The sequence below is a fragment of the Enterococcus lactis genome, from assembly GCF_015751045.1.
GTDB lineage: Bacteria > Bacillota > Bacilli > Lactobacillales > Enterococcaceae > Enterococcus_B > Enterococcus_B lactis.
Window position 1 is genome coordinate 1 of record NZ_BNJW01000017.1, and the last position, 19,962, is coordinate 19,962.

The window sequence follows — 19,962 nt, forward strand, 5'->3', positions numbered from 1 at the left end:
CGATCAGCTCGTTCACTTAATGCAATAGCTTTTTCTGAAAATACTTTTTCTATGTCTGCTTTGTCATTAGAACTTAAAGGTACAGCTGCCTTGGACGCAGTAACCATAACTTCATTTGCAATAACTTTACTCTTTTGATGAATATCTTCTAACTCTAAATTTTCTTTTACCAACAAAGTTCACCTCAATATTTTCTATGAATAAATTTGACGCATAGATTTTCTATATCTAAAATACTATAAATTTGAATATATTCCAATATTAGTTCATCAAAAAAAGTTTTAAGGATATAATGAATCATTACAATGATGAAGGCGCGGTGAAGGATTTGCGTATCACTGATATTTATTTGACGTTGTAAATAAAAATAGCCCCTCTATTGAGGGACATCTGTTAATTTATAGATAGAGCTAAGCCAATTTTATGCTCTATCTATAAATCAATTTCAACATAATCATTTGTCGTTATATTTTCTTATCATTTCAATATATTGAGCTTCAGGTTTTGATAATTCTTTGGTGGGCTGTGTAATTTCATCGTCAATTTCGATACTTGTAGCTTCATATTTTGATCGCTCCCAATCAAATTTTAAAAGATATGAGAGAAACGTGATTAGTTTATCTATGTCATTCAAATCGTCATTATCAATTATTTTTTTTATATGACCATCCTTAATATAATAACTATCTGAATTTTCTTCTTCTGATTCACCGTAAGGATTTATAAGGGGGTGTAATCGAATTAAACAACTTCTATATTTTCTACGTTCTTCATCATCACAAGGAAAAGTAACCATCCTTATTTTTATTAATTCTTGCAAAATTTCTCTAATCATGATTCGCCAATTTGCTCGTTCGGAAGTGACGTATTCAAGCTGGAAATTTTTTCTATCAGTTAAACTTATTGTTTTGAGTTCTTTAACTGTTGTTAAAATTTCTTTTAGTAAACTGAAAATAGAAGATAAGCTAGCTGCCATTCGTGTTCTCCTTTTTAAATAAAATAATATATATAGTTTATTTTATCTTTTTTTTGAAGTTCTGTATATAAAAAATTAACTATTATACATAATTATATACCATATTACTAATCGCCAGAATGATTATACCTTTATCATATAATATAACGCTTTTGGCGCATCTTAAAAAGACACGCTTTTTATCATTTATATAGAAGTAAAGCCTCATCCTTTAAACGTGGGCGAGGCCTTTTTTCGTTACATTGTGTATATCTATATTTCGTTTAAAAGTTCTCCTAGGCGCTTTATAGCAACAGTTAGTTTTTGCTCTATAACAGGATTTAAACTTACTATTATGTTATCATTTTCTATAGATTTAAAAAGTTTTTCTCGTTCATCTGCTATATAGTTGATTATATTTTGTATATCATTAAATAATTTTTTCTTCTCTTCATAATTCACTTTATTGATATCTTTAGCAAGAAGAAAATCCAACTCTTTTATTTTTTCCAAAGAATAGTTAACGGTTTTAATCAACTGTCTTGATTCTGCTATCTCAGCTATTTCTTCTAAATCTTCAGCGGTAGCTTGTTTCCGAATAAATGATCGAGCGGTGCTGCGATTCCGTACTTAGCTCAGCTGGTTAGAGCAGACGGCTCATAAACAAATGAGTGGCTTTTTTATGTATCTTTTTATGGATTGGATTAATGAAAGGATGTTTCACATAGTTATACTTCTGTATATTTGAAAAGTTTTACTTTGACTTTTAAAATAGAAAGACATTCGGGTTAAATTGTGAGATAATAATAAAGAAGAGTTTAAAGCGTTCCCCAAAAACCACTCCCCCATAAGTGCGTTACGCTTTAAACTCTTTTATATTTGAAGCCATTAAAAAGCATACCATATAACTGTAAAAAATAATGGGAAAAAGACTTATAATTGGAGTGATAGTTAATTAGTGACTTATTTTTGATTTTATAGCACTGATACTATAAAATATAGATATCATCATATTACACAATCTTAATACCAACTTAAAAAATATCTCCTTTCATAAGTATGGTGATAAAATCCGTTCCGGGCTACCTTTTTAGGTAGCCTATTTTAATCTTTGTATCTTTCTGGATCAACGAAAGTATACTTTATATAGTCATAACGCCGATGATCGCTTCGTGCGTCTGGCACGTCAGTCACGACATCAAACAAAAAATATACGTCTTTCTTCATTCTAGTTTTCACAGCAGGAATTTTGAAATAGTTCTTATTAGAATAGTAGAGATTGATTAATAAGCTATCTTCGATTGCTAAAAAGAAAACTTCTGAATCCCACACCTTATAAAAATCTTTGATAAATCTATTCGAAGGGTCAAATTTAAACCATAATTGTGTTTTTCCTTCCATCAACATAATGTTCACCTCAAAAAGAGTATACGAACTAATGTTCTTTTTGTAAAGGTGGAATTTATTATACTAAATAAATAGGTGAACAAGTACTTGTGCCAATTATGTGCCAAAAAAAATCGAATTTAATAAAACACAAACAAAAAGGAATCCTATTATGATAACATTTCTTATAATAACAAACACAACAGAAGACGTGTAATAGTTAGTCAGGAACGTACAAATAACCCCTGTATCCTTTGTGATACAGGTTTTTTTATTTTAAAACAACGAAAATTAAATATTTTATAATTAAAAAAACTTCATTTTTTATTGATATAAGAGTACAATTTTTATTGAAGGAAGGTGATAAAAAAACATTTTCATTAAAACGGAAAGTAAAAAATAAAAATAAAAATAAAAATGAAAGAGGGAGAAAAATTAAAAAAATGGATTCTTAGCGCTACATTGATTATTTTACTTAGGGCTTTCGCAGATGCAAGGGTAATAGAACAAAGTGGTTTTACTGGTAGGCGCGTAGCTTTTCCAATGCTATGGAGCTAGAGCCTTTCTAGTGGGCATAAGTATGTTTAACTTCTTATGCTAATCTTGACACATAATGTACAGGCGCACTACATAGAGAATCACGAAAGTGGGATAGTACTAAGTATAGTTGATACAAACAGCACTTCACAGCTAGAATAATTGGAAAGTCAGAAGTTTTTTGTTCGATTTGAAATACCTAGTTAGTTTGAATAAGTACATAAAGAATCTTCTTATTTAGCACTTAATAAAAAATATAAAAAACATTTAAAAGAGAAATCAAAGGTTTTCTCAATCTTTGATAAAAAAGGAGGAAGTAGAAAATGAAAAAAGCAAAATTGATACTTAGCACAATCGTCTTGACATCTTTAAGTAGTGGGTTTTTAGGGAGTGGGACGGTGGATGCCAGTGCATATAATAATAAAGTTGTTTCGCTTCGAGCTGCTAGTGACACAACGCTTACTGTGTCACGCATACCTTATAATCCTATTCTATATTTTGAAATTGGAATGGAAAATTATAATCAATCTGACTCAACCCAACGTTGGGTAATGGAGTACAATGCAAATGCCGGTGGTTATTATATCCGGGAGCAGATTCCGGGAGGTGTGAATTCTAGTCCGAATTATATTTGGAGGGATAGCAGGGGAGGAGGCTTTGTGGACTTCTCGAGTAACAGAGAGAATGTAGGGACTCTGTGGAAGTTATATTCAGCCGGACAGAACTCGTTGGGAAATATATATTTTATAGAAAATATGTCAAGCGGGACCTATTTGAATTGGAGCAGAGGAGGTCATACTGATCTGGGGGTGTTTTCTACTGCATTTGATTGGAATCGTGAGCAAAGATTCATTGTGCAAGTTGAAGGAGAAGTTTAAAAGATAAAATGGAAGTACACTAATACGTTCAATCTTTTTGACTTATATCTAGAGAGTGGGGCAATAATCAGATTTTTTTCTGACTATTGTCCCACTCTCTTTTTTATATGTTTTTTTTATTTTATTTGTGCTAACAAGATTTTGCTCAAGCCCAATCTCCATTACGGAAAATCGGTACTGTAGAACCGTCTTCGCGGATTCCATCGATATCCATCTTGTCAGATCCTACCATGAAATCTACGTGGGTTTGACTTCTATTCAAACCAGCTTCTGCTAATTCCTCGTCGGACATTTCTGTACCGCCTTTCACACTGAAGGCATAAGCAGACCCTAAGGCTAAATGGTTCGATGCGTTTTCATCAAATAATGTATTGAAGAAAATGATACCAGATTGAGAAATAGGGGAAGGGTCGGGAACAAGTGCCACTTCTCCTAGACGACGCGCACCTTCATCGGTATCAAGCAATTTTGCTAAGACATCTTCGCCTTGTTCGGCAGAAAAGTCAACTACTTTTCCATCTTTGAAAGTAAATTTCATACCAGAGATGATCGTACCAGCATAACTTAGCGGTTTTGTGCTTGAAATATACCCATCTACTCGATGACTGTCAGGTGCGGTGAACACTTCTTCTGTTGGCATATTTGCCATGAATTTTTCCCCTCGAGCATTGTAGCTTCCAGCACCTTCCCAAAGATGGTTTTTAGGCAATCCAATGATGATATCCGTACCAGGAGCAGTGTAGTGCAGGGCAGAAAATTGTTCTTGATTCAATTCTTCTGCTTTTTTTGCTAATTTCTCATCGTGTTTTTTCCATGCTAAAACAGGGTCTTCTTCGTAGACACGAGTTGTTTTGAAAATTTGATCCCATAATGCATCAACTTGTTCTTCTTCTGGCAGATCTGGAAAAACTTTTGCTGCCCATTGTTTACCAGCAGCAGCTACAACAGTCCAACTGACTTTATTTGCCTGAGTTGCCTTGCGCAAATTCATTAGTGCTTTACCGGCAGCTGCTTGATAAGATGCTACTCGTTGGCTGTCTACACCGGCAAACGCATCAGGGTCGGCAGAAACGACACTGATCCTGCTTGCTCCTTTTTCAAGCCATTCATCCGCTTGATCGATTTTAGATTGTGGTACATTCTCAATACGATCTGTTGCTGCATGTAAAAGAAATTCTCTTTGAATCTGATCATCCGTCCATTGAACGATGACTTCAGCAGCTCCTAATTTGTAAGCTTCTTGTGTGATCAAGCGAGCAAGGGGTGCTTGGTCCACACTGATCTGTAAAACGACTGTGTGACCTTTTTCTGTGGCCACGCCAGTTTCTGCAATTAAGCGTGCATATTTTTTTAGAAGTTCATTAAAATCGGATAACATAATAAAAATTCCTCCTCACCATTTTTTCTGGTAACTATTAGCATGATACCATTTAATCATGATTCAAACAATGTAGCTTTAAATAAAAAAAGGAGGTTATTTTTTTATGGTTGCGTTTCACATTCTATGACACGACTTGCTATTTTAGCTTGTGAAGAAAATCGAAAACTAATTTTGCATATCAAAAAAAACATGTTACAATAAAATTAATCAATGGTGGAAGCGTTATAAAAAAATTGAGGAGATTAAAAAAATATGGCAAGAAAAAAGACGATTACTAAAGAACAGATTTTGGCAGCTGCTTATGAAGTAGCTGCCACCGAGGGATTTACACGATTTACTGCGAGAAACATCGCGAACAAAATGAATTGTTCCACGCAGCCGATCTATCTTGAGTTCAAAAATATGGATGATTTGAGACAAGCACTTTTTGAACAAATCTATGATTATTTGCAATACGAAGTGTTTCCAGTTGAGCATACAGGGAATACGATTATCGATCTTGCTTTTAATTATATCCATTTTGCAAGAAGAGAGAAGAAGTTGTATCGTTCACTGTACTTAGAAGAATATGGTGGAGGAAAAGAGATGCAAAATTTCTCTTATACTTACTTTGTGAATACAGTGAAACGGGACCCAACCTATGCGGATCTTTCAGAAGAGCAGATCGAATCCTTGCATAACGGTACATGGATCATAGCTACCGGGATTGCAGCTTTGATGTCTTCAAGCATTATCCATCCAACTGATGAGCAGATTGAAAAAATGATCCAAGACAGCATTGATGCAATCTTGAATCTCAAAGAACCAATCGAAATCGATTGAATATACTCAAGAGTTTCACAAATCAGTAGATAACAAGAGATGTGTCAACATAAGGAAAATTTCGTTTTTCTTACAGCGTATACATTTTTAACTCCCGAAGAACTCTTCCATAAATACAATAAAAGAGCCGTCTAGATTGATTCAATCTGGACGGCTCTTTTATATCTCAAGCATATTAAAGTTTTGCGACTAATTCTTTAGCGAAAGCTTCTAGATTCTCGATATCTTCTTCCTCAGCATTTAAGTCTACTTTTACATTTTCTGCGCCTTTTGATGCGCCTGTTTTTCCAAAAGCAGCATCGAAGTCATCCACTGATTTACAGAATTCATCGTAAAAAGTATCACCAGATCCGCAGACGCCGTAGATTTTTCCTGATAGATCCAACTCTTGCAAGTCTTCATAAAAATCTACAATCTCATCAGGAAGATCGCCATCATCGTATGTATAAGTAGCTACGACGCAAATATCTGCCTCCTCAAATTCATCTGCATCTACTTGGGTACATTCGTTGATTTCGACTTCGATATCCATATTTTCAAATGCTTCTGCAACAATATCGGCGATTTCTTCAGTATTTCCTGTCATGCTAGCATATACGATTTTTGCTAAAGCCATGATGTGCCTCCTTGTTTAAAATTATTTAACAATTATGAATTATACCAAAACATCGTTGAAAAGAAAATAAAACCTAGAGACACATGGGAAATGTCATTTGGCTAAATGTATGCCGCTATGTTAAAATGAGAGAGATTTGTAAAAAGGAGACGAAAATATGATTACTTTAAAATCAGCACGTGAAATTGAAATGATGGCAGAATCTGGCGCTTTATTGGCAGATGTACATAAAAATCTGCGTGATTTTATCAAACCAGGCATAACAAGTTGGGATATTGAGGTATTTGTCAGAAACTATATCGAGAGTCATGGAGGAATCGCTGCGCAAATTGGCTTCGAAGGGTATGAATATGCGACTTGTATCAGTATCAATGACGAAATTTGTCATGGATTTCCTCGGAAAAAACCTTTGAAAAGCGGCGATTTGGTAAAAGTCGATATGTGTATCGATTTGAAAGGCGGCATTTCCGATTCTTGTTGGGCTTATGTAGTGGGAGAATCTACACCTGAGATCGACCGATTGATGGAAGTAACGAAGAAAGCATTGTACATCGGTATTGAGCAAGCACAAGTAGGAAATCGAATCGGCGACATCGGTCATGCGATCCAAACGTATGTAGAAGGTGAAAATCTAGCAATCGTCCGTGATTTTATTGGTCATGGCGTTGGTCCTACGATCCATGAAGAACCAGCCGTTCCTCATTACGGAGAAGCTGGAAAAGGTTTGCGATTGAAAGAAGGTATGGTCATCACGATCGAGCCTATGGTCAATACCGGAACTTGGAAAATGAAAATGGATCCTAATGGCTGGACTGCTTATACAAGAGACGGCGGACTATCTTGCCAATATGAACATACATTGGCTATTACTAAAGATGGCCCTAGAATCTTGACATCACAAGGAGAAGAAGGTACCTATTGATCCAGCCAATCAATAGGTACGGGAGAGGTACATGAAAGTTTGGAACAAAATAAAACAAAATGAAAATCTGATGCGCTTTATCGAGACGACTCAAAAGCGCATCACTGATTCAGAAATGAGTACGACCTCGGTTGTCGTTGCTTATTATTTACTCTTGTCTTTATTTCCATTGATTATTGCTTTTGGTAATATTTTGCCGTTTCTCCACATCGATCAAGAGACTGTACTGACCTATTTACGAGAAGTGATTCCTGAGACCGTTTACCAGTTTATTGGTCCTGCAATCAAGGACCTTTTGACACAAAGTTCAGGCGGTTTGTTATCCGCTTCTGCTTTGGCGGCCTTGTGGTCTGCCAGTCAAAGTATCAACGCTTTACAAATTGCGATGAATAAAGCGTATGGCGTAGAAAATAGAAAAAATTTTTTGATCGTTCGCTTCTTCTCGCTGATCGTAATCGTCTTGTTCATGATTGCCATTAGTGGAGTAACTATCGTTCTTGGTTTAGGACAGCTGATTTTAGATGCGATTCAACCGATTGTACAAATACCTGTAAACTTTATTGATCAGTTCCAAACGTTGAAATGGCCAATCACATTGGTGGCTTTATTTGTCATCATGTTCTTGATTTATTTAATTGTCCCTAATGCTCAATTGAAGTTGAAGACGATTATTCCAGGTACGATCTTCGCTACTGTCGGCTGGATGCTGTTATCACAAGTGTTTAGTATCTATGCCAGATATTTTGCAACGAGGATCAGCGGTTATCAGATCATAGGAAGTTTTATTGTCCTCATGCTTTGGCTTAATTTTGCTGCTACGATCATCATTTTGGGCGGAATCATCAATGCAGTTGTTCAAGAATACGTGACGGGACATCAAATCAAAAAACGTCGAGATCCAAGCCGAAAATGGTTCAATAAACTGAAAGCTAAATTTTCTCATAAAAAAAAGTAGAAACAAGAGTTCTTATTGTAAATTTATATCAGTAATTTATAATAATTGTGACTCTTAATTAAAGTAGGTGCCCATATGCTTGTTTCTTTTAGTATGGTTATAAGATTTTTTCTGACAATTTTATTATCACTGATATTAACACCTGTATTTAAAATCATTTCAGTACAAACGGGTATGGTCGACAAACCAAATGAAAGAAGGATAAACAAAGTTCCAATGCCTTCCGCAGGCGGACTGCCCATTTTTATTTCATTTGTTATATCGACTTTATTCTTATTTCGTAAAATCATTCCACAATCGTATATTGTGCCCATCTTGCTCGCTTCTTTGGTGATCATCGTTACAGGAGTACTCGATGACAAATTTGAGCTGACGCCTAAACAAAAGAGTGTAGGGATCTTGCTTGCCTCTCTTATTATTTATTTTGTAGCAGATATACGTATTGATTCCTTTACGCTTCCTTTTATTGGCTATATCCAATTAGGATGGCTTAGTTTCCCTGTAACGATTTTTTGGATCTTCGGTATCACGAACGCAATCAATCTGATTGACGGTTTAGATGGGCTAGCGGCAGGGATTTCATTGATTGGTTTAATCACGATAGGCATCATTGGGTATTTTTTCCTTCATGCTTCCACAGTGTACATCCCGGTCGTTATTTTCTGTCTTGTAGCAAGCATTATCGGATTTTTCCCGTACAATTTTTATCCGGCAAAGATTTATTTAGGCGATACAGGAGCGTTATTCTTAGGGTTCATGATGGCCGTCCTTTCACTACAAGGGCTGAAGAACGTAACTTTTGTTTCGTCAATTTCTCTACTGATCGTCATGGGCGTTCCGGTAACAGATACGTTTTTTGCTATCATTAGAAGAAAAGCAAACCGTGTTTCTTTTTCTACAGCAGATAAAAAACATCTTCATCACCGACTAATCAGTTTAGGATTTACTCATAAAGGTGCCGTCCTGACGATTTATGCGATGGCTTTGATGTTTTCTTTCACAGCTATGGTCATGAATTATACTGGAAGAATCGGAACGATTGTATTGATTATTGCTATGCTATTTGCTGCAATTTTATTATTTGAATTGATTGGTCTGATTAACGAAAAACATCAGTTTATTTTAAAAACATTGCGATTTTTAGGGAATAAAGAGTATCGTACGCAAGTAAAACAGAAATATTTGAAGAAATGGAACCGTCATATAGATGAATAACAAATTAAACCAGCCAATTCTTATTAGTATTGTAACGGCGAACAGTGATAAGATTTTTCGGACACTAGATAATTTTATTTCAACTGTAAAAGATGAAACAGCGATAAAAATTCGGATTTTTGACAACAACTCCCTTCCGGAATATAAAAGCAGACTAAAAGAATATGTGACATATCCGTATATCGAAATCTATTTTCATGATGAAAATTCCGGATTTGGTTATGGACATAATCACAATCTGCTGAACAGCGATTGCCACTATGGCATTATTTGTAATCCAGATATTTTAGTGGATGAAGAAACAGTTACAGCATTGGTGTTGTTACTGAAAGAACATCCCGAATGCGCGATGTTAGCACCTAAGATTCTTAATGAAGATGGGACCACTCAGCACCTCATCCGTGAGCGGCTGGCTGTTTTTGATTATGTTTTGCGCTTTGTGCCTTTCAAATGGGTCAAAAAAAGGTTTGATAAACGGCTGGCTGTCTTTGAATGCCGTGGCTTGCCCACTGATGTTGATAGTTATGTGCGAATGATCTCGGGCAGTTTTATGGTAGCTGATATTGATAAATTTAAAGAGATAAGGGGATTTGATGAGCGTTTCTTCATGTACTTTGAAGATAATGACTTGTGTTTGAGTTTTGAAAAAGCAGGTTACAAATTATTGTACACACCCTTTTATGCAGTCGTCCATTTTTATGGAAAGGGTGCACATCGAAATGCAAAACTTTTTCGTGTGTTTTTGACTTCTATGATGAAATTTTTCAATAAGTGGGGGTGGCGTTTTTTCTGATGAAACCAGAAATAGTAGTAGTAGTAGTGCTCTATCAGCAACTATTCAGCCAATCTCCAACTTATGGACCATTAAGCAAAGCACTTAGCGAAAAGCATATTCAGCTTATTATTTACGATAATAGTCCTCAAAGACAGCAAAATGAGCTGTTTGAAAAAGAAAACACCATTTACTATCATGATCCGCAAAACCCTGGATTAGCGGCGGCTTATAATTATGCGTTGTCTCAAGCAAATGAAAGAACACGTTGTATCGTTACATTGGATCAGGATACGAGGCTAGTCGACGACTATTTTGAAATCTTGCGTAAAGTAGCTTTTACAGATGAATGTGTTGCTGCAGTTCCGATGATTTTTTCTGGGGGACGGCAAGTTTCTCCCGTCTATTCGAATCATTATATCAATCGTACAGCACATGCAGTAGAAGTAGACGGTACGACAGCTGAAAGAATCATGGCAATCAATTCAGGTGTGGCATGGTCTGTCAAATTTCTAAAAAAGATTGGCGGGTTTAATCCTGCTTTTTCTTTAGATTTTTTGGACCATTGGCTGTTTTGGAAAGTGAATCAGTTGGAAAAAACGGTGGAGATACTACCAGTACGACTGGAACATGATCTTTCGGTATTAGACTATGAAAAAGTTTCAAGCAATAGATACCGTTCTATTTTACAAGCAGAAAATCGATTTTATCATGAATATGATCAAAGACATTTATCCAGTCACCGACAACAATTATTGTTAAGAACAGTTAAACAGTTTTTGACCGTCAAAAACCGGCATATCTGGCGGATGACTTTGCGCTCATATGTTAAGAATTGGAAGGTGTGAATTCGTGCGTTCGGTTTGTATAGCTACCTTTAATGGGGGCAGATATTTAAGAGAGCAGTTGGATAGTATTTTATCTCAGCTTTCAGCAGAAGATGAAGTGATCATTTCTGATGATGGGTCAGTAGATGATACATGGGATATATTGACTGAATACGCAGAAAAAGATAGACGGATAAAGCTTTTTTCAGGACCTCGTCAAGGGTTGATCGCTAATTTTGGCTATGCGATCCAGCAGACGAAAGGAGAGCTAATCTTTTTGGCAGATCAAGATGATGTTTGGTTAGAGACAAAAGTGAAAAAAATCACTGACTATTTTGAACAGCATCCGGATCAATTAGTAGTCGTTTCAGATTTGATCATTGTGAACAGTAAGCTGCAAGAGATCCATGCTTCCTATTTTTCATTCCGAAATTCCAAAGAAGGATGGGTCAATAATGTAATACGAAGTCATTATATTGGTGCAGGTATGGCTTTTCGCTCTTCGTTGAAATCCGATATTTTGCCGATTCCGTCAGAAGTGCCTATGCATGACATGTGGATCGGTTTGTTGGGAGGAAGGAAGACTGGGTTTCTGAGAGAACCTTTGACACTGTATCGAAGACATGATTTAAATGCGAGTGAGATTGAAACGCATTCTAAATTACGCCAAAAAATTTCCTGGCGTGTTCATCTGATTACGGCGTTGATCAAACGAAAATGGTTTAAACGTTGATAAAAGATGTTTAAATCCTTAATATTTCCATGACAAATATAACGATTGATGAGATAATAGCAAAGTGAAATTTGAAATCAAAAAGGAGAGCATATATCCATGAAGGGAATCATTCTTGCTGGGGGCAGCGGAACACGTCTGTACCCTTTAACAAAGGCAACATCGAAACAATTGATGCCGATTTATGACAAACCAATGATTTATTATCCAATGTCTACTCTGATGTTGGCGGGAATCAAAGAAATTCTGATTATTTCAACGCCACAAGATACACCACGTTTCAAGGAATTATTTGGAAACGGAAATGATTTAGGACTGCAGATCGAATATGCAATACAAGAAAGTCCAGATGGATTGGCACAAGCGTTTATCATTGGAGAAGAATTTATTGGAGATGATAGTGTCTGCTTGGTATTAGGAGACAATATTTACTATGGTGGCGGTCTGTCTAAAATGTTGCAACGAGCAGCTTCAAAAGATACAGGCGCGACAGTATTTGGCTATCATGTCAATGATCCAGAACGCTTTGGTGTAGTAGAATTTGATGAGAACATGCAAGCTTTGTCGATTGAAGAAAAGCCTGCTCAGCCAAAATCAAATTACGCAGTAACTGGCCTTTATTTTTATGACAATGAGGTGATTTCTATTGCTAAAGGAATCAAACCGTCAGAACGTGGAGAACTAGAAATCACAGATGTCAATAAAGCATATTTGGATAAAGGAAAATTATCTGTAGAACTTATGGGACGCGGATTTGCTTGGCTTGATACAGGAACACATGAATCATTGCTTGAAGCATCTACCTTTATCGAAACGATTGAAAAACGTCAGAACTTAAAAGTGGCTTGTTTGGAAGAAATTGCTTACCGTATGGGCTACATTGATAAAGAACAACTGCTAGCCCTTGCACAGCCTTTGAAAAAAAATCAATACGGTCAATATTTATTGAATTTGGCCGCTGAATAAGGAGTTCCTACAGATGAAAGTAACAGATACAAAATTAACAGATGTAAAAATCGTGGAAATGGATGTCTTTGGCGACCATCGCGGTTTTTTTACAGAAAGCTATTCAAAAGCAAAATTTGCAGAACATGGATTAGATTATGACTTTGTTCAAGACAATCATTCGTTATCTGCTGAAGCTGGTGTTCTTCGCGGGCTTCATTTCCAAAAGGGAGAAGCTGCACAGACAAAATTGATTCGTGTGGTTACTGGAGCAGTTTTAGACGTAGTAGTGGACATCCGCAAAGGCAGCCCGACTTATGGTCAATGGGACGGATTTATCTTATCTGAACATAATCATCGTCAGTTGCTTGTACCTAAAGGATATGCACATGGATTCGTTACTTTGACACCAAACGTGAACTTCCTTTACAAGTGTGATAATTACTATAATGCAGAAGCAGATGGAGGCATCGCATTTGATGATCCAGATTTAGCGATTGATTGGCCAATTGATCCATCAAGAGCGATTATGTCGGAAAAAGATCACCGTCATCCGACATTAAAAGAATTTGAAGCAGAAAATCCATTTGTTTACGGAGAAATCTAAGAATTAAGGAGAAATTTTCTTATGAAAAACATCATTGTTACCGGAGGTGCCGGATTCATCGGCTCTAATTTCGTTCATTACGTGGTAAACAATCATCCAGAAGTGCATGTCACTGTTTTGGATAAACTGACTTATGCAGGAAACAAAGAGAACTTGGCTGGACTTCCTAGCGATCGCGTAGAATTGGTCGTAGGAGATGTTGCAGATGCAGAATTAGTGGACCGTCTAGTAAAAGAAGCGGACGCAGTTGTTCATTACGCGGCAGAATCCCATAACGATAATTCATTAAAAGATCCTTTCCCATTTGTACAAACGAATATCATTGGTACGTATACACTTTTAGAAGCTTGCCGCAAGTATGATATACGCTATCATCACGTATCTACTGACGAGGTTTACGGAGATCTTCCATTACGTGAAGACCTACCGGGACATGGAGAAGGCGAAGGAGAAAAATTCACTGCCGAAACACCATATAATCCTTCAAGCCCATATTCTTCTACAAAAGCTGGTTCAGATCTGTTAGTAAAAGCGTGGGTACGCTCTTTTGGCTTACGTGCAACTATTTCAAATTGTTCAAACAACTATGGTCCTTACCAGCATATTGAAAAATTTATACCTCGCCAAGTAACGAACATTTTAAGCGGTATTCGTCCAAAATTATATGGTGAAGGGAAAAATGTTCGTGACTGGATCCATACAAATGATCATTCTTCAGCAGTGTGGTTGATTTTGACAAAAGGCAGAATTGGCGAAACCTACCTGATCGGTGCGGACGGCGAAGAAGATAATAAGACCGTGATGGAATTGATCTTAGAAATGATGGGTCAACCAAAAGACGCATACGACCATGTAAACGACCGTGCAGGGCACGATTTGCGTTATGCAATCGATTCGACAAAATTGCGAGAAGAGCTAGGTTGGCAGCCTGAGTTTACGAACTTCCGTGATGGGTTGGCTGACACGATCAAATGGTACGAAGAACATGAAGACTGGTGGAAAAAAGAAAAAGAGGCCGTTGAAGCAGCATATGCCAAAAATGGACAATAATACAGAGAAAATTTCACTGTATTAATGGAAAAACACATGTGAGGCAGGCGCTCGCCTGTCTCTTTTTTAAAATAAAAATCAAGGAGCGGATAACCATATGTTTTTATTAACTGGAGGAAATGGACAATTAGGTACAGAATTGCGCCATTTATTAGATGAAAAAAATCTGCCATATGTTTCAACAGATGCAAAAGACTTGGATATCACAGATGCTGAGAAAACAATGGCTTATATTACAGAATTAAAACCGGATGTTATTTTCCATTGCGCAGCTTACACAGCAGTAGATAAAGCAGAAGAAGAAGCAAAAGAATTAGATGAGAAAATCAATGTCGATGGCACAAGAAATGTAGCGCTTGCAGCAAAAGCTGTGAATGCTCAATTCGTCTATATCAGTACAGACTATGTCTTCGATGGAAAAAACAAAAATGTAGAGTACGAAGTAGATGACCAAACAAATCCACTAAATGAATATGGTCGTACGAAATTATTAGGCGAAAAAGCAGTAGAAGAGATTTTAGAAGACTATTATATCATACGAACTTCTTGGGTTTTCGGGATTTATGGACACAATTTCGTCTTCACGATGCAACGCCTAGCGGAAACCCGCGACAAACTGACTGTAGTAAATGACCAGTTCGGGCGGCCAACTTGGACACGTACTTTGGCAGAATTTATGGTATATGTTATCGAAGAAAAAGCACCATTCGGTATTTATCATTTGTCGAACGAAAATAGCTGTTCTTGGTATGAATTTGCCAAAGAAATATTGAAAGATACAGATGTGGAAGTAGCGCCTGTTACATCGGAAGAATTTCCACAAAAAGCAACGCGTCCGCAGTATTCAGTCATGAGCCTGAAAAAGACAGAAGCGTTAGGATTTGCCATACCAACTTGGCAAGAAGCACTTGCGCAAATGCTGGAAGCTGCCAAAAAAATGAATAAGTAATTTCCTTTTTATCAAATAGAATTTGGAGCATGATATGGAAAAACAAACAAGAAGTGCACGACGAAAAGAAAAACCAAAAGCGAATCAGGCAGATTCGAATTTGGTGCTTGACCTGTTTCTAAAACTCCGATACCTTATTGGTGTTTTAGTCATCGTGGTCATTGTTACTTTTAATTTAAACGGAAGTTCACTTGGTGTTTGGGATAAATATGTGTCGCAAAGAGACGATGGGAAAAAAACTGATGTGATTTTTGGACAGAATCGGGAAGTGCGGTCAGATGAATGGCTGGTGCAGACACCTTTTTACCTCTCACAAGCTGAAGAGGACTTTCCGTTGGTGAACGAAGATTATTCATTGAACGGACAAAACATGATCATTGCGTATAATTCTCCTGTAAAGGATATTACGGTTATCGGAAAACCATTCAACTGGGGATTCTTTTTCCTCGGAAGAGATCGAGGCCTTTCCTTTTATTGGGCGATGAAATTAGTCGTCATGGTCTTGCTTGGATTCGAAGTACTGATGATATTAACGAAGAGAAAAAAAGCATTATCGCTGATTGGCGCATTTGCGCTGACATTTTCTCCCGCAGTCCAGTGGTGGTTCATGCAGCATGTGGGCGATTTGATTTTCTTTACTTTGGGACTGATGACTGCTTTTTATCATTATTTCTACAATCATGATAAAAAATGGCTGCGAACGTTGATGATGCTTTTGGTGGTTATTTTCGGTATTGGGTTTATTTTAGTGATTTACCCAGCCCATCAAGTGATGCTGGCGTACTTGCTGATTTTTTATTTTGTTGGCTTGCTTATTTACTACAGCAAGAAAATTTCTTGGGATCTGTTGGATGTAGTGTTGATTGGAGGGGCAGTTTTATTTATTGGCGGAGTCATGGTTCATTTCTGGCTGACGTCAAAAGACGCATTGTTAGCTTCTTTGAATACCTTATATCCAGGAAAACGAGTCAGTACCGGTGGAAAGTGGACGATTGGCGAATTTTTTTCTTTCCTGACAAACTGGAAAATTCCTTTTGAAGACATCAACTATTCGAATAACTCTGAAGTGGCTTTGTTCTATCACTTCTTTCCAACTGTATTCCTAGCCAGTCCATTTGTGTTATTTGGCAAAAAAGATAGTGAACAAAAGTTATTGGGACGTATTTTGATGATTTTTTGTCTGTTTTCTATCTTTTGGATTACCGTTGGATTGCCAAAATGGCTAGCAGAAATTACTCTGCTGTCTTATGTTCCTCCTTTAAGAGCCATCCTTACTTTTAGTTTTGCGGCTTGCCTATTATCAATTTGGTTCATCGCTTATATTTGGAGAGAAGATGTTATTCCTATTTGGTATAAATTCATTTTAATGGCAGTAAACGCATGGTCTTATTTCTATGCAATTACTCATTCGAAGATGGATAATTATTTTTCAGATTTCGAAACCATCGCAGTCGTTGTGTTGGGAACAGTGATTTTAGCTTTTGCATTATTTGGCTGGAGACGCTTGTTTTATCTTGCTTTTGCCGCCGTGATCATCGCATCTGGTTTCTTTGTCAATCCAGTCGTAGAAGGTACTGGAGCGATTTTTGAAAAAACACTGGCAAAAGAAATCCGAAAAATCGATCAACAAGACCCTGGCAAAGTCTGGTTGACTGAAGATGAACTGTATAATTTCACCCCAACTTTGGGTGTGAAATCTTTCAATACAGTCCGCTTTTATCCAGATATGGCTGCATGGAAGAAAATCGATCCAAAAGAAGAATATGAGAAGTATTATAATCGGTATGCTCACACAAGAGCTTTTATCGCTAAGGAAGATACAAAGTTCATTTTAGATCGTCCAGATATGTTCTCGGTCACGTTGAATTTTGAAGACGCAGAAAAGTTAGGGATCAACTATGTAATCAGTAAGCGACCGTTAACTGATTACAATCAGTTATATGAAGCTCAATTCACACAACTATATGGACCGGATAAAGATGGTTATATGATTTTTAAAGTAGAATATCCGGATTATCCAGATGTACCACAAACACAAACTCAGGAAAATCAGCTAGTCTTACAGTAATGGGCTAGCTGAGAATAACCCTGAAGTATTATTAGAAAGGAGAGTGGAGATAATTCAAGCAATCGTACAAAAATTTGTCAACAAAATGAGTGCTGGTTTCTTGCTTTTGCTGCTGACGCTGGTCTTTTCTGTTTGGACAGCAGGATTAAGCTTCCCAGCCACTTTGTTTATATATAACAACAGTTCGCTACTTATCACTTTTAGTGTGGCTATTTTGCTCATTTTAAATGTTTATAAAGCAAAAGGCGTCGATTTTCTTTATCTAGGTGTTGCGCTTGCACTTTTCATTTTCTTTTCTTACTTTCGGGAAATAAGAAATGAGTCTTTATTTGGAGATTTACTGTTTCCTTTGATTATTTTATTTTGTTTAGTAATTAAATGGATTGAGTGGACAAAATGGGATCGCGGGATTTATCTGCTTGTCTTTACGGTCTTCCTCGGAATCACGTTATATCGTGTATTTACAGAGATCCAAGTACCAGAAGGACAAAGCATCTGGGCTCCAGGAAATTCGCTTTCTGATATTTGGATCAATACGAATACAATCGGAAGTTCTTTGATGACTCTTGCTTTATTGATCAGCGGATTTGCCAGTTCTTTTGAACGGTGGTATGTTCGTATCATCGGTGGGATAGCAGTCGTTGCAGCCTTTTTAGGTATTTGGGTCTGCCAATCAAGAGGCGCATTAGTTGCATTGATTGTTTTTGCGATATTGGATCTTTTACCTAAATCATTGATGCGTGTCATTCGTGCACCGTTTATTGCCTATACGGCTACGATTCTTTTGGCTTTACCGATTTCTTATCTAGCCGCTGTTTCCGAAAAAGTCAATTTGTTTACCGGTCGAGAAGATATTTGGCATAAATTCTATCAGACGCTAGGAGAAAAATCTGAGCAAGTTTTACTAGGGATGAAAACATTCATCTTCCAACGAGGAAACCAATTTTTAGGAAACCACAATAGTTATAATTCTATTTTGAATATCTATGGGTTAATAGGGTTTGGAATTGCTGCTTTGCTGCTTATCCTTTTTATTGGTCGCTTAACGTTGAAAGCAGATTTATCCAACGGGCAGATGACTTTTATCTGGGCCTTTTTTGCGGTGATGATGCAGTCATTTATGGAAGATACATTGACTTCATACCCATGGGTTCCGATTATTTATATCCTATTGGCTATGTCCGTTCATCGCTATGACGAAACGAAAGTTATGGAAGAATACTATGACATAGAAGAGCCATATGACGACATGAATGCTGGAGATCCAAGTTATGAGGAACAACCAGATAGCGCTCATTCTTCTAGGATCCAACGCTATCATTGATAGGCGCAAAATACGAGAGAGGCTGTGACAACCGTCGCAGCCTTTTTTGGTTTATTGCAATTGTCTAGCATCTTCTGTAAAATAGAAACGTTAGAGAAAATCTTGTATCATAGAAAATTAAGAAATAAATAAGAACGCAGCTAGGTACCAAAAATATGGTAAAATGGCACTTGACTGTAATTCACTGAAATCGCTTGGAGGAACACAAATGTTTAAAGATTTGTATTTATTTATGAAGGACATTTATCAGAACAGAAAATTACTGCTACAGTTTTCGATCAATGACTTCAAATCAAGATATGCAGGATCGTTTTTAGGGATCTTATGGGCGTTTATCAATCCGTTATTTACTGTATTGATTTATTGGCTGGTATTTGGCGTTGGATTGAAAGCACAAATGATCGATGCAAAATACCCATTTATCGTATATTTAGTTACCGGGATGATTCCTTGGTTCTTCTTCTCTGATGCCTTTGCATCAACTACGGTTGTTTTTCGGGAATATACTTATTTAGTAAAGAAAGTCGTATTCAATATTCGTATCTTGCCCACGACGAAAATCCTATCCAATTTGTACACCCATTTATTTTTCATTCTGATTGGCATAGCTGTTGCGCTTATAAATGGTATATATCCTTCAGCCATGTCTTTACAGCTGATTTACTATCTATTTTGCATGTGTGCTTTCTTGACAGGATTGACTTGGCTGACAGCATCCATCCAACCATTTTTACCAGACATCATGCAATTGATTACGATCGTCTTGCAGTTGATCATGTGGACGTTGCCGATATTATGGAGCCCGAACCAGTTTGACTCAGGTCTTGTAAGCATATTGAAATTAAATCCGCTGTACTATGTTGTTCAAGGCTATCGTGAGTCGTTTTTAAGTGAAGCTTGGTTCTGGGAGCATGGAACATATACTTTGTATTTCTGGGTGTTCACATTAGTAATGTTCGTAATCGGCTCTGCAGTGTTCCGTAGATTGAAACCACATTTTTCAGATGTGCTGTAAGGAGA

20 protein-coding genes are annotated in these 19,962 nt (G+C 36.9%); 15 read left to right on the plus strand and 5 right to left on the minus strand.

Annotated elements, in window-relative coordinates:
- Nucleotides 1-454: 454 nt before the first annotated feature.
- From KFO35_RS09680 to KFO35_RS09690, 3 genes are all read right to left on the minus strand, one after another.
- Nucleotides 455-976 carry a hypothetical protein gene (locus KFO35_RS09680; protein WP_156272129.1) on the minus strand — a complete coding sequence of 174 codons (522 nt, stop codon included), beginning with the start codon at nt 974-976 and terminating at the stop codon, nt 455-457.
- A 252-nt stretch (nt 977-1,228) separates the two neighbouring features.
- Nucleotides 1,229-1,492, minus strand: a complete 264-nt coding sequence (locus tag KFO35_RS09685) for a hypothetical protein (RefSeq protein ID WP_113813236.1) — start codon at nt 1,490-1,492, stop codon at nt 1,229-1,231.
- 567 nt (nt 1,493-2,059) lie between these two features.
- Nucleotides 2,060-2,362: a DUF5960 family protein gene (locus KFO35_RS09690; RefSeq protein ID WP_156272131.1), complete on the minus strand. Its 303-nt coding sequence runs from the start codon at nt 2,360-2,362 to the stop codon at nt 2,060-2,062.
- Nucleotides 2,363-3,201: 839 nt separating this feature from the next.
- Between KFO35_RS09690 and KFO35_RS09695 the strand changes: the two genes are divergently transcribed.
- On the plus strand, nt 3,202-3,756 hold the full coding sequence (locus KFO35_RS09695) for a hypothetical protein (protein WP_002315343.1): 555 nt from the start codon (nt 3,202-3,204) through the stop codon (nt 3,754-3,756).
- 145 nt (nt 3,757-3,901) lie between these two features.
- Here KFO35_RS09695 and KFO35_RS09700 read toward each other — a convergent pair whose 3' ends face one another.
- Complete coding sequence (locus tag KFO35_RS09700; protein WP_002315342.1) at nt 3,902-5,134, minus strand: aminopeptidase; 1,233 nt, start codon at nt 5,132-5,134, stop codon at nt 3,902-3,904.
- Between the two features lie 255 nt (nt 5,135-5,389).
- Here KFO35_RS09700 and KFO35_RS09705 point away from each other — a divergent pair, with 255 nt between their 5' ends.
- Nucleotides 5,390-5,959, plus strand: coding sequence for a TetR/AcrR family transcriptional regulator (locus KFO35_RS09705; RefSeq protein ID WP_002315341.1), 570 nt, complete (start codon nt 5,390-5,392; stop codon nt 5,957-5,959).
- 175 nt (nt 5,960-6,134) lie between these two features.
- On the opposite strand, the gene KFO35_RS09710 is transcribed toward KFO35_RS09705, so the two are convergent.
- Complete coding sequence (locus KFO35_RS09710) at nt 6,135-6,575, minus strand: flavodoxin (RefSeq protein ID WP_002292892.1); 441 nt, start codon at nt 6,573-6,575, stop codon at nt 6,135-6,137.
- 157 nt (nt 6,576-6,732) lie between these two features.
- On the opposite strand from KFO35_RS09710, the gene map reads away from it, so the two are divergent.
- The 13 genes from map to KFO35_RS09775 all read left to right on the plus strand — a co-directional run bounded on the left by map (nt 6,733) and on the right by KFO35_RS09775 (nt 19,957).
- Nucleotides 6,733-7,497, plus strand: a complete 765-nt coding sequence (gene map, locus KFO35_RS09715) for a type I methionyl aminopeptidase (protein ID WP_002292891.1) — start codon at nt 6,733-6,735, stop codon at nt 7,495-7,497.
- Nucleotides 7,498-7,528: 31 nt separating this feature from the next.
- Complete coding sequence (locus tag KFO35_RS09720) at nt 7,529-8,452, plus strand: YihY/virulence factor BrkB family protein (RefSeq protein WP_156272133.1); 924 nt, start codon at nt 7,529-7,531, stop codon at nt 8,450-8,452.
- A 75-nt stretch (nt 8,453-8,527) separates the two neighbouring features.
- Entirely contained in the window at nt 8,528-9,667 is a 1,140-nt protein-coding gene (locus KFO35_RS09725; RefSeq protein ID WP_002329034.1) for an MraY family glycosyltransferase, read from the plus strand.
- Nucleotides 9,660-10,460: a glycosyltransferase gene (locus KFO35_RS09730; RefSeq protein ID WP_002315339.1), complete on the plus strand. Its 801-nt coding sequence runs from the start codon at nt 9,660-9,662 to the stop codon at nt 10,458-10,460. Before KFO35_RS09725 ends, KFO35_RS09730 begins: the two co-directional genes overlap by 8 nt.
- Nucleotides 10,460-11,287, plus strand: a complete 828-nt coding sequence (locus tag KFO35_RS09735) for a glycosyltransferase (protein ID WP_002315338.1) — start codon at nt 10,460-10,462, stop codon at nt 11,285-11,287. The genes KFO35_RS09730 and KFO35_RS09735 overlap by 1 nt, the downstream gene beginning before the upstream one ends.
- Nucleotides 11,288-11,291: 4 nt before the next feature.
- Entirely contained in the window at nt 11,292-11,999 is a 708-nt protein-coding gene (locus KFO35_RS09740; protein WP_002292885.1) for a glycosyltransferase family 2 protein, read from the plus strand.
- Between the two features lie 99 nt (nt 12,000-12,098).
- Nucleotides 12,099-12,965: a glucose-1-phosphate thymidylyltransferase RfbA gene (gene rfbA / locus KFO35_RS09745; RefSeq protein ID WP_002315337.1), complete on the plus strand. Its 867-nt coding sequence runs from the start codon at nt 12,099-12,101 to the stop codon at nt 12,963-12,965.
- Between the two features lie 13 nt (nt 12,966-12,978).
- On the plus strand, nt 12,979-13,551 hold the full coding sequence (rfbC, locus tag KFO35_RS09750; protein ID WP_002292883.1) for a dTDP-4-dehydrorhamnose 3,5-epimerase: 573 nt from the start codon (nt 12,979-12,981) through the stop codon (nt 13,549-13,551).
- Nucleotides 13,552-13,572: 21 nt separating this feature from the next.
- Nucleotides 13,573-14,601, plus strand: a complete 1,029-nt coding sequence (gene rfbB, locus KFO35_RS09755; protein ID WP_156272135.1) for a dTDP-glucose 4,6-dehydratase — start codon at nt 13,573-13,575, stop codon at nt 14,599-14,601.
- A gap of 97 nt (nt 14,602-14,698) precedes the next feature.
- Entirely contained in the window at nt 14,699-15,550 is an 852-nt protein-coding gene (gene rfbD, locus KFO35_RS09760; RefSeq protein WP_002315336.1) for a dTDP-4-dehydrorhamnose reductase, read from the plus strand.
- 34 nt (nt 15,551-15,584) lie between these two features.
- Nucleotides 15,585-17,618 carry a DUF7657 domain-containing protein gene (locus KFO35_RS09765; RefSeq protein ID WP_024635864.1) on the plus strand — a complete coding sequence of 678 codons (2,034 nt, stop codon included), beginning with the start codon at nt 15,585-15,587 and terminating at the stop codon, nt 17,616-17,618.
- A 43-nt stretch (nt 17,619-17,661) separates the two neighbouring features.
- Nucleotides 17,662-18,942, plus strand: coding sequence for an EpaQ family protein (locus KFO35_RS09770; protein WP_002315334.1), 1,281 nt, complete (start codon nt 17,662-17,664; stop codon nt 18,940-18,942).
- A gap of 208 nt (nt 18,943-19,150) precedes the next feature.
- Complete coding sequence (locus KFO35_RS09775) at nt 19,151-19,957, plus strand: ABC transporter permease (RefSeq protein ID WP_002289081.1); 807 nt, start codon at nt 19,151-19,153, stop codon at nt 19,955-19,957.
- The last annotated feature ends 5 nt before the right edge of the window (nt 19,958-19,962 follow it).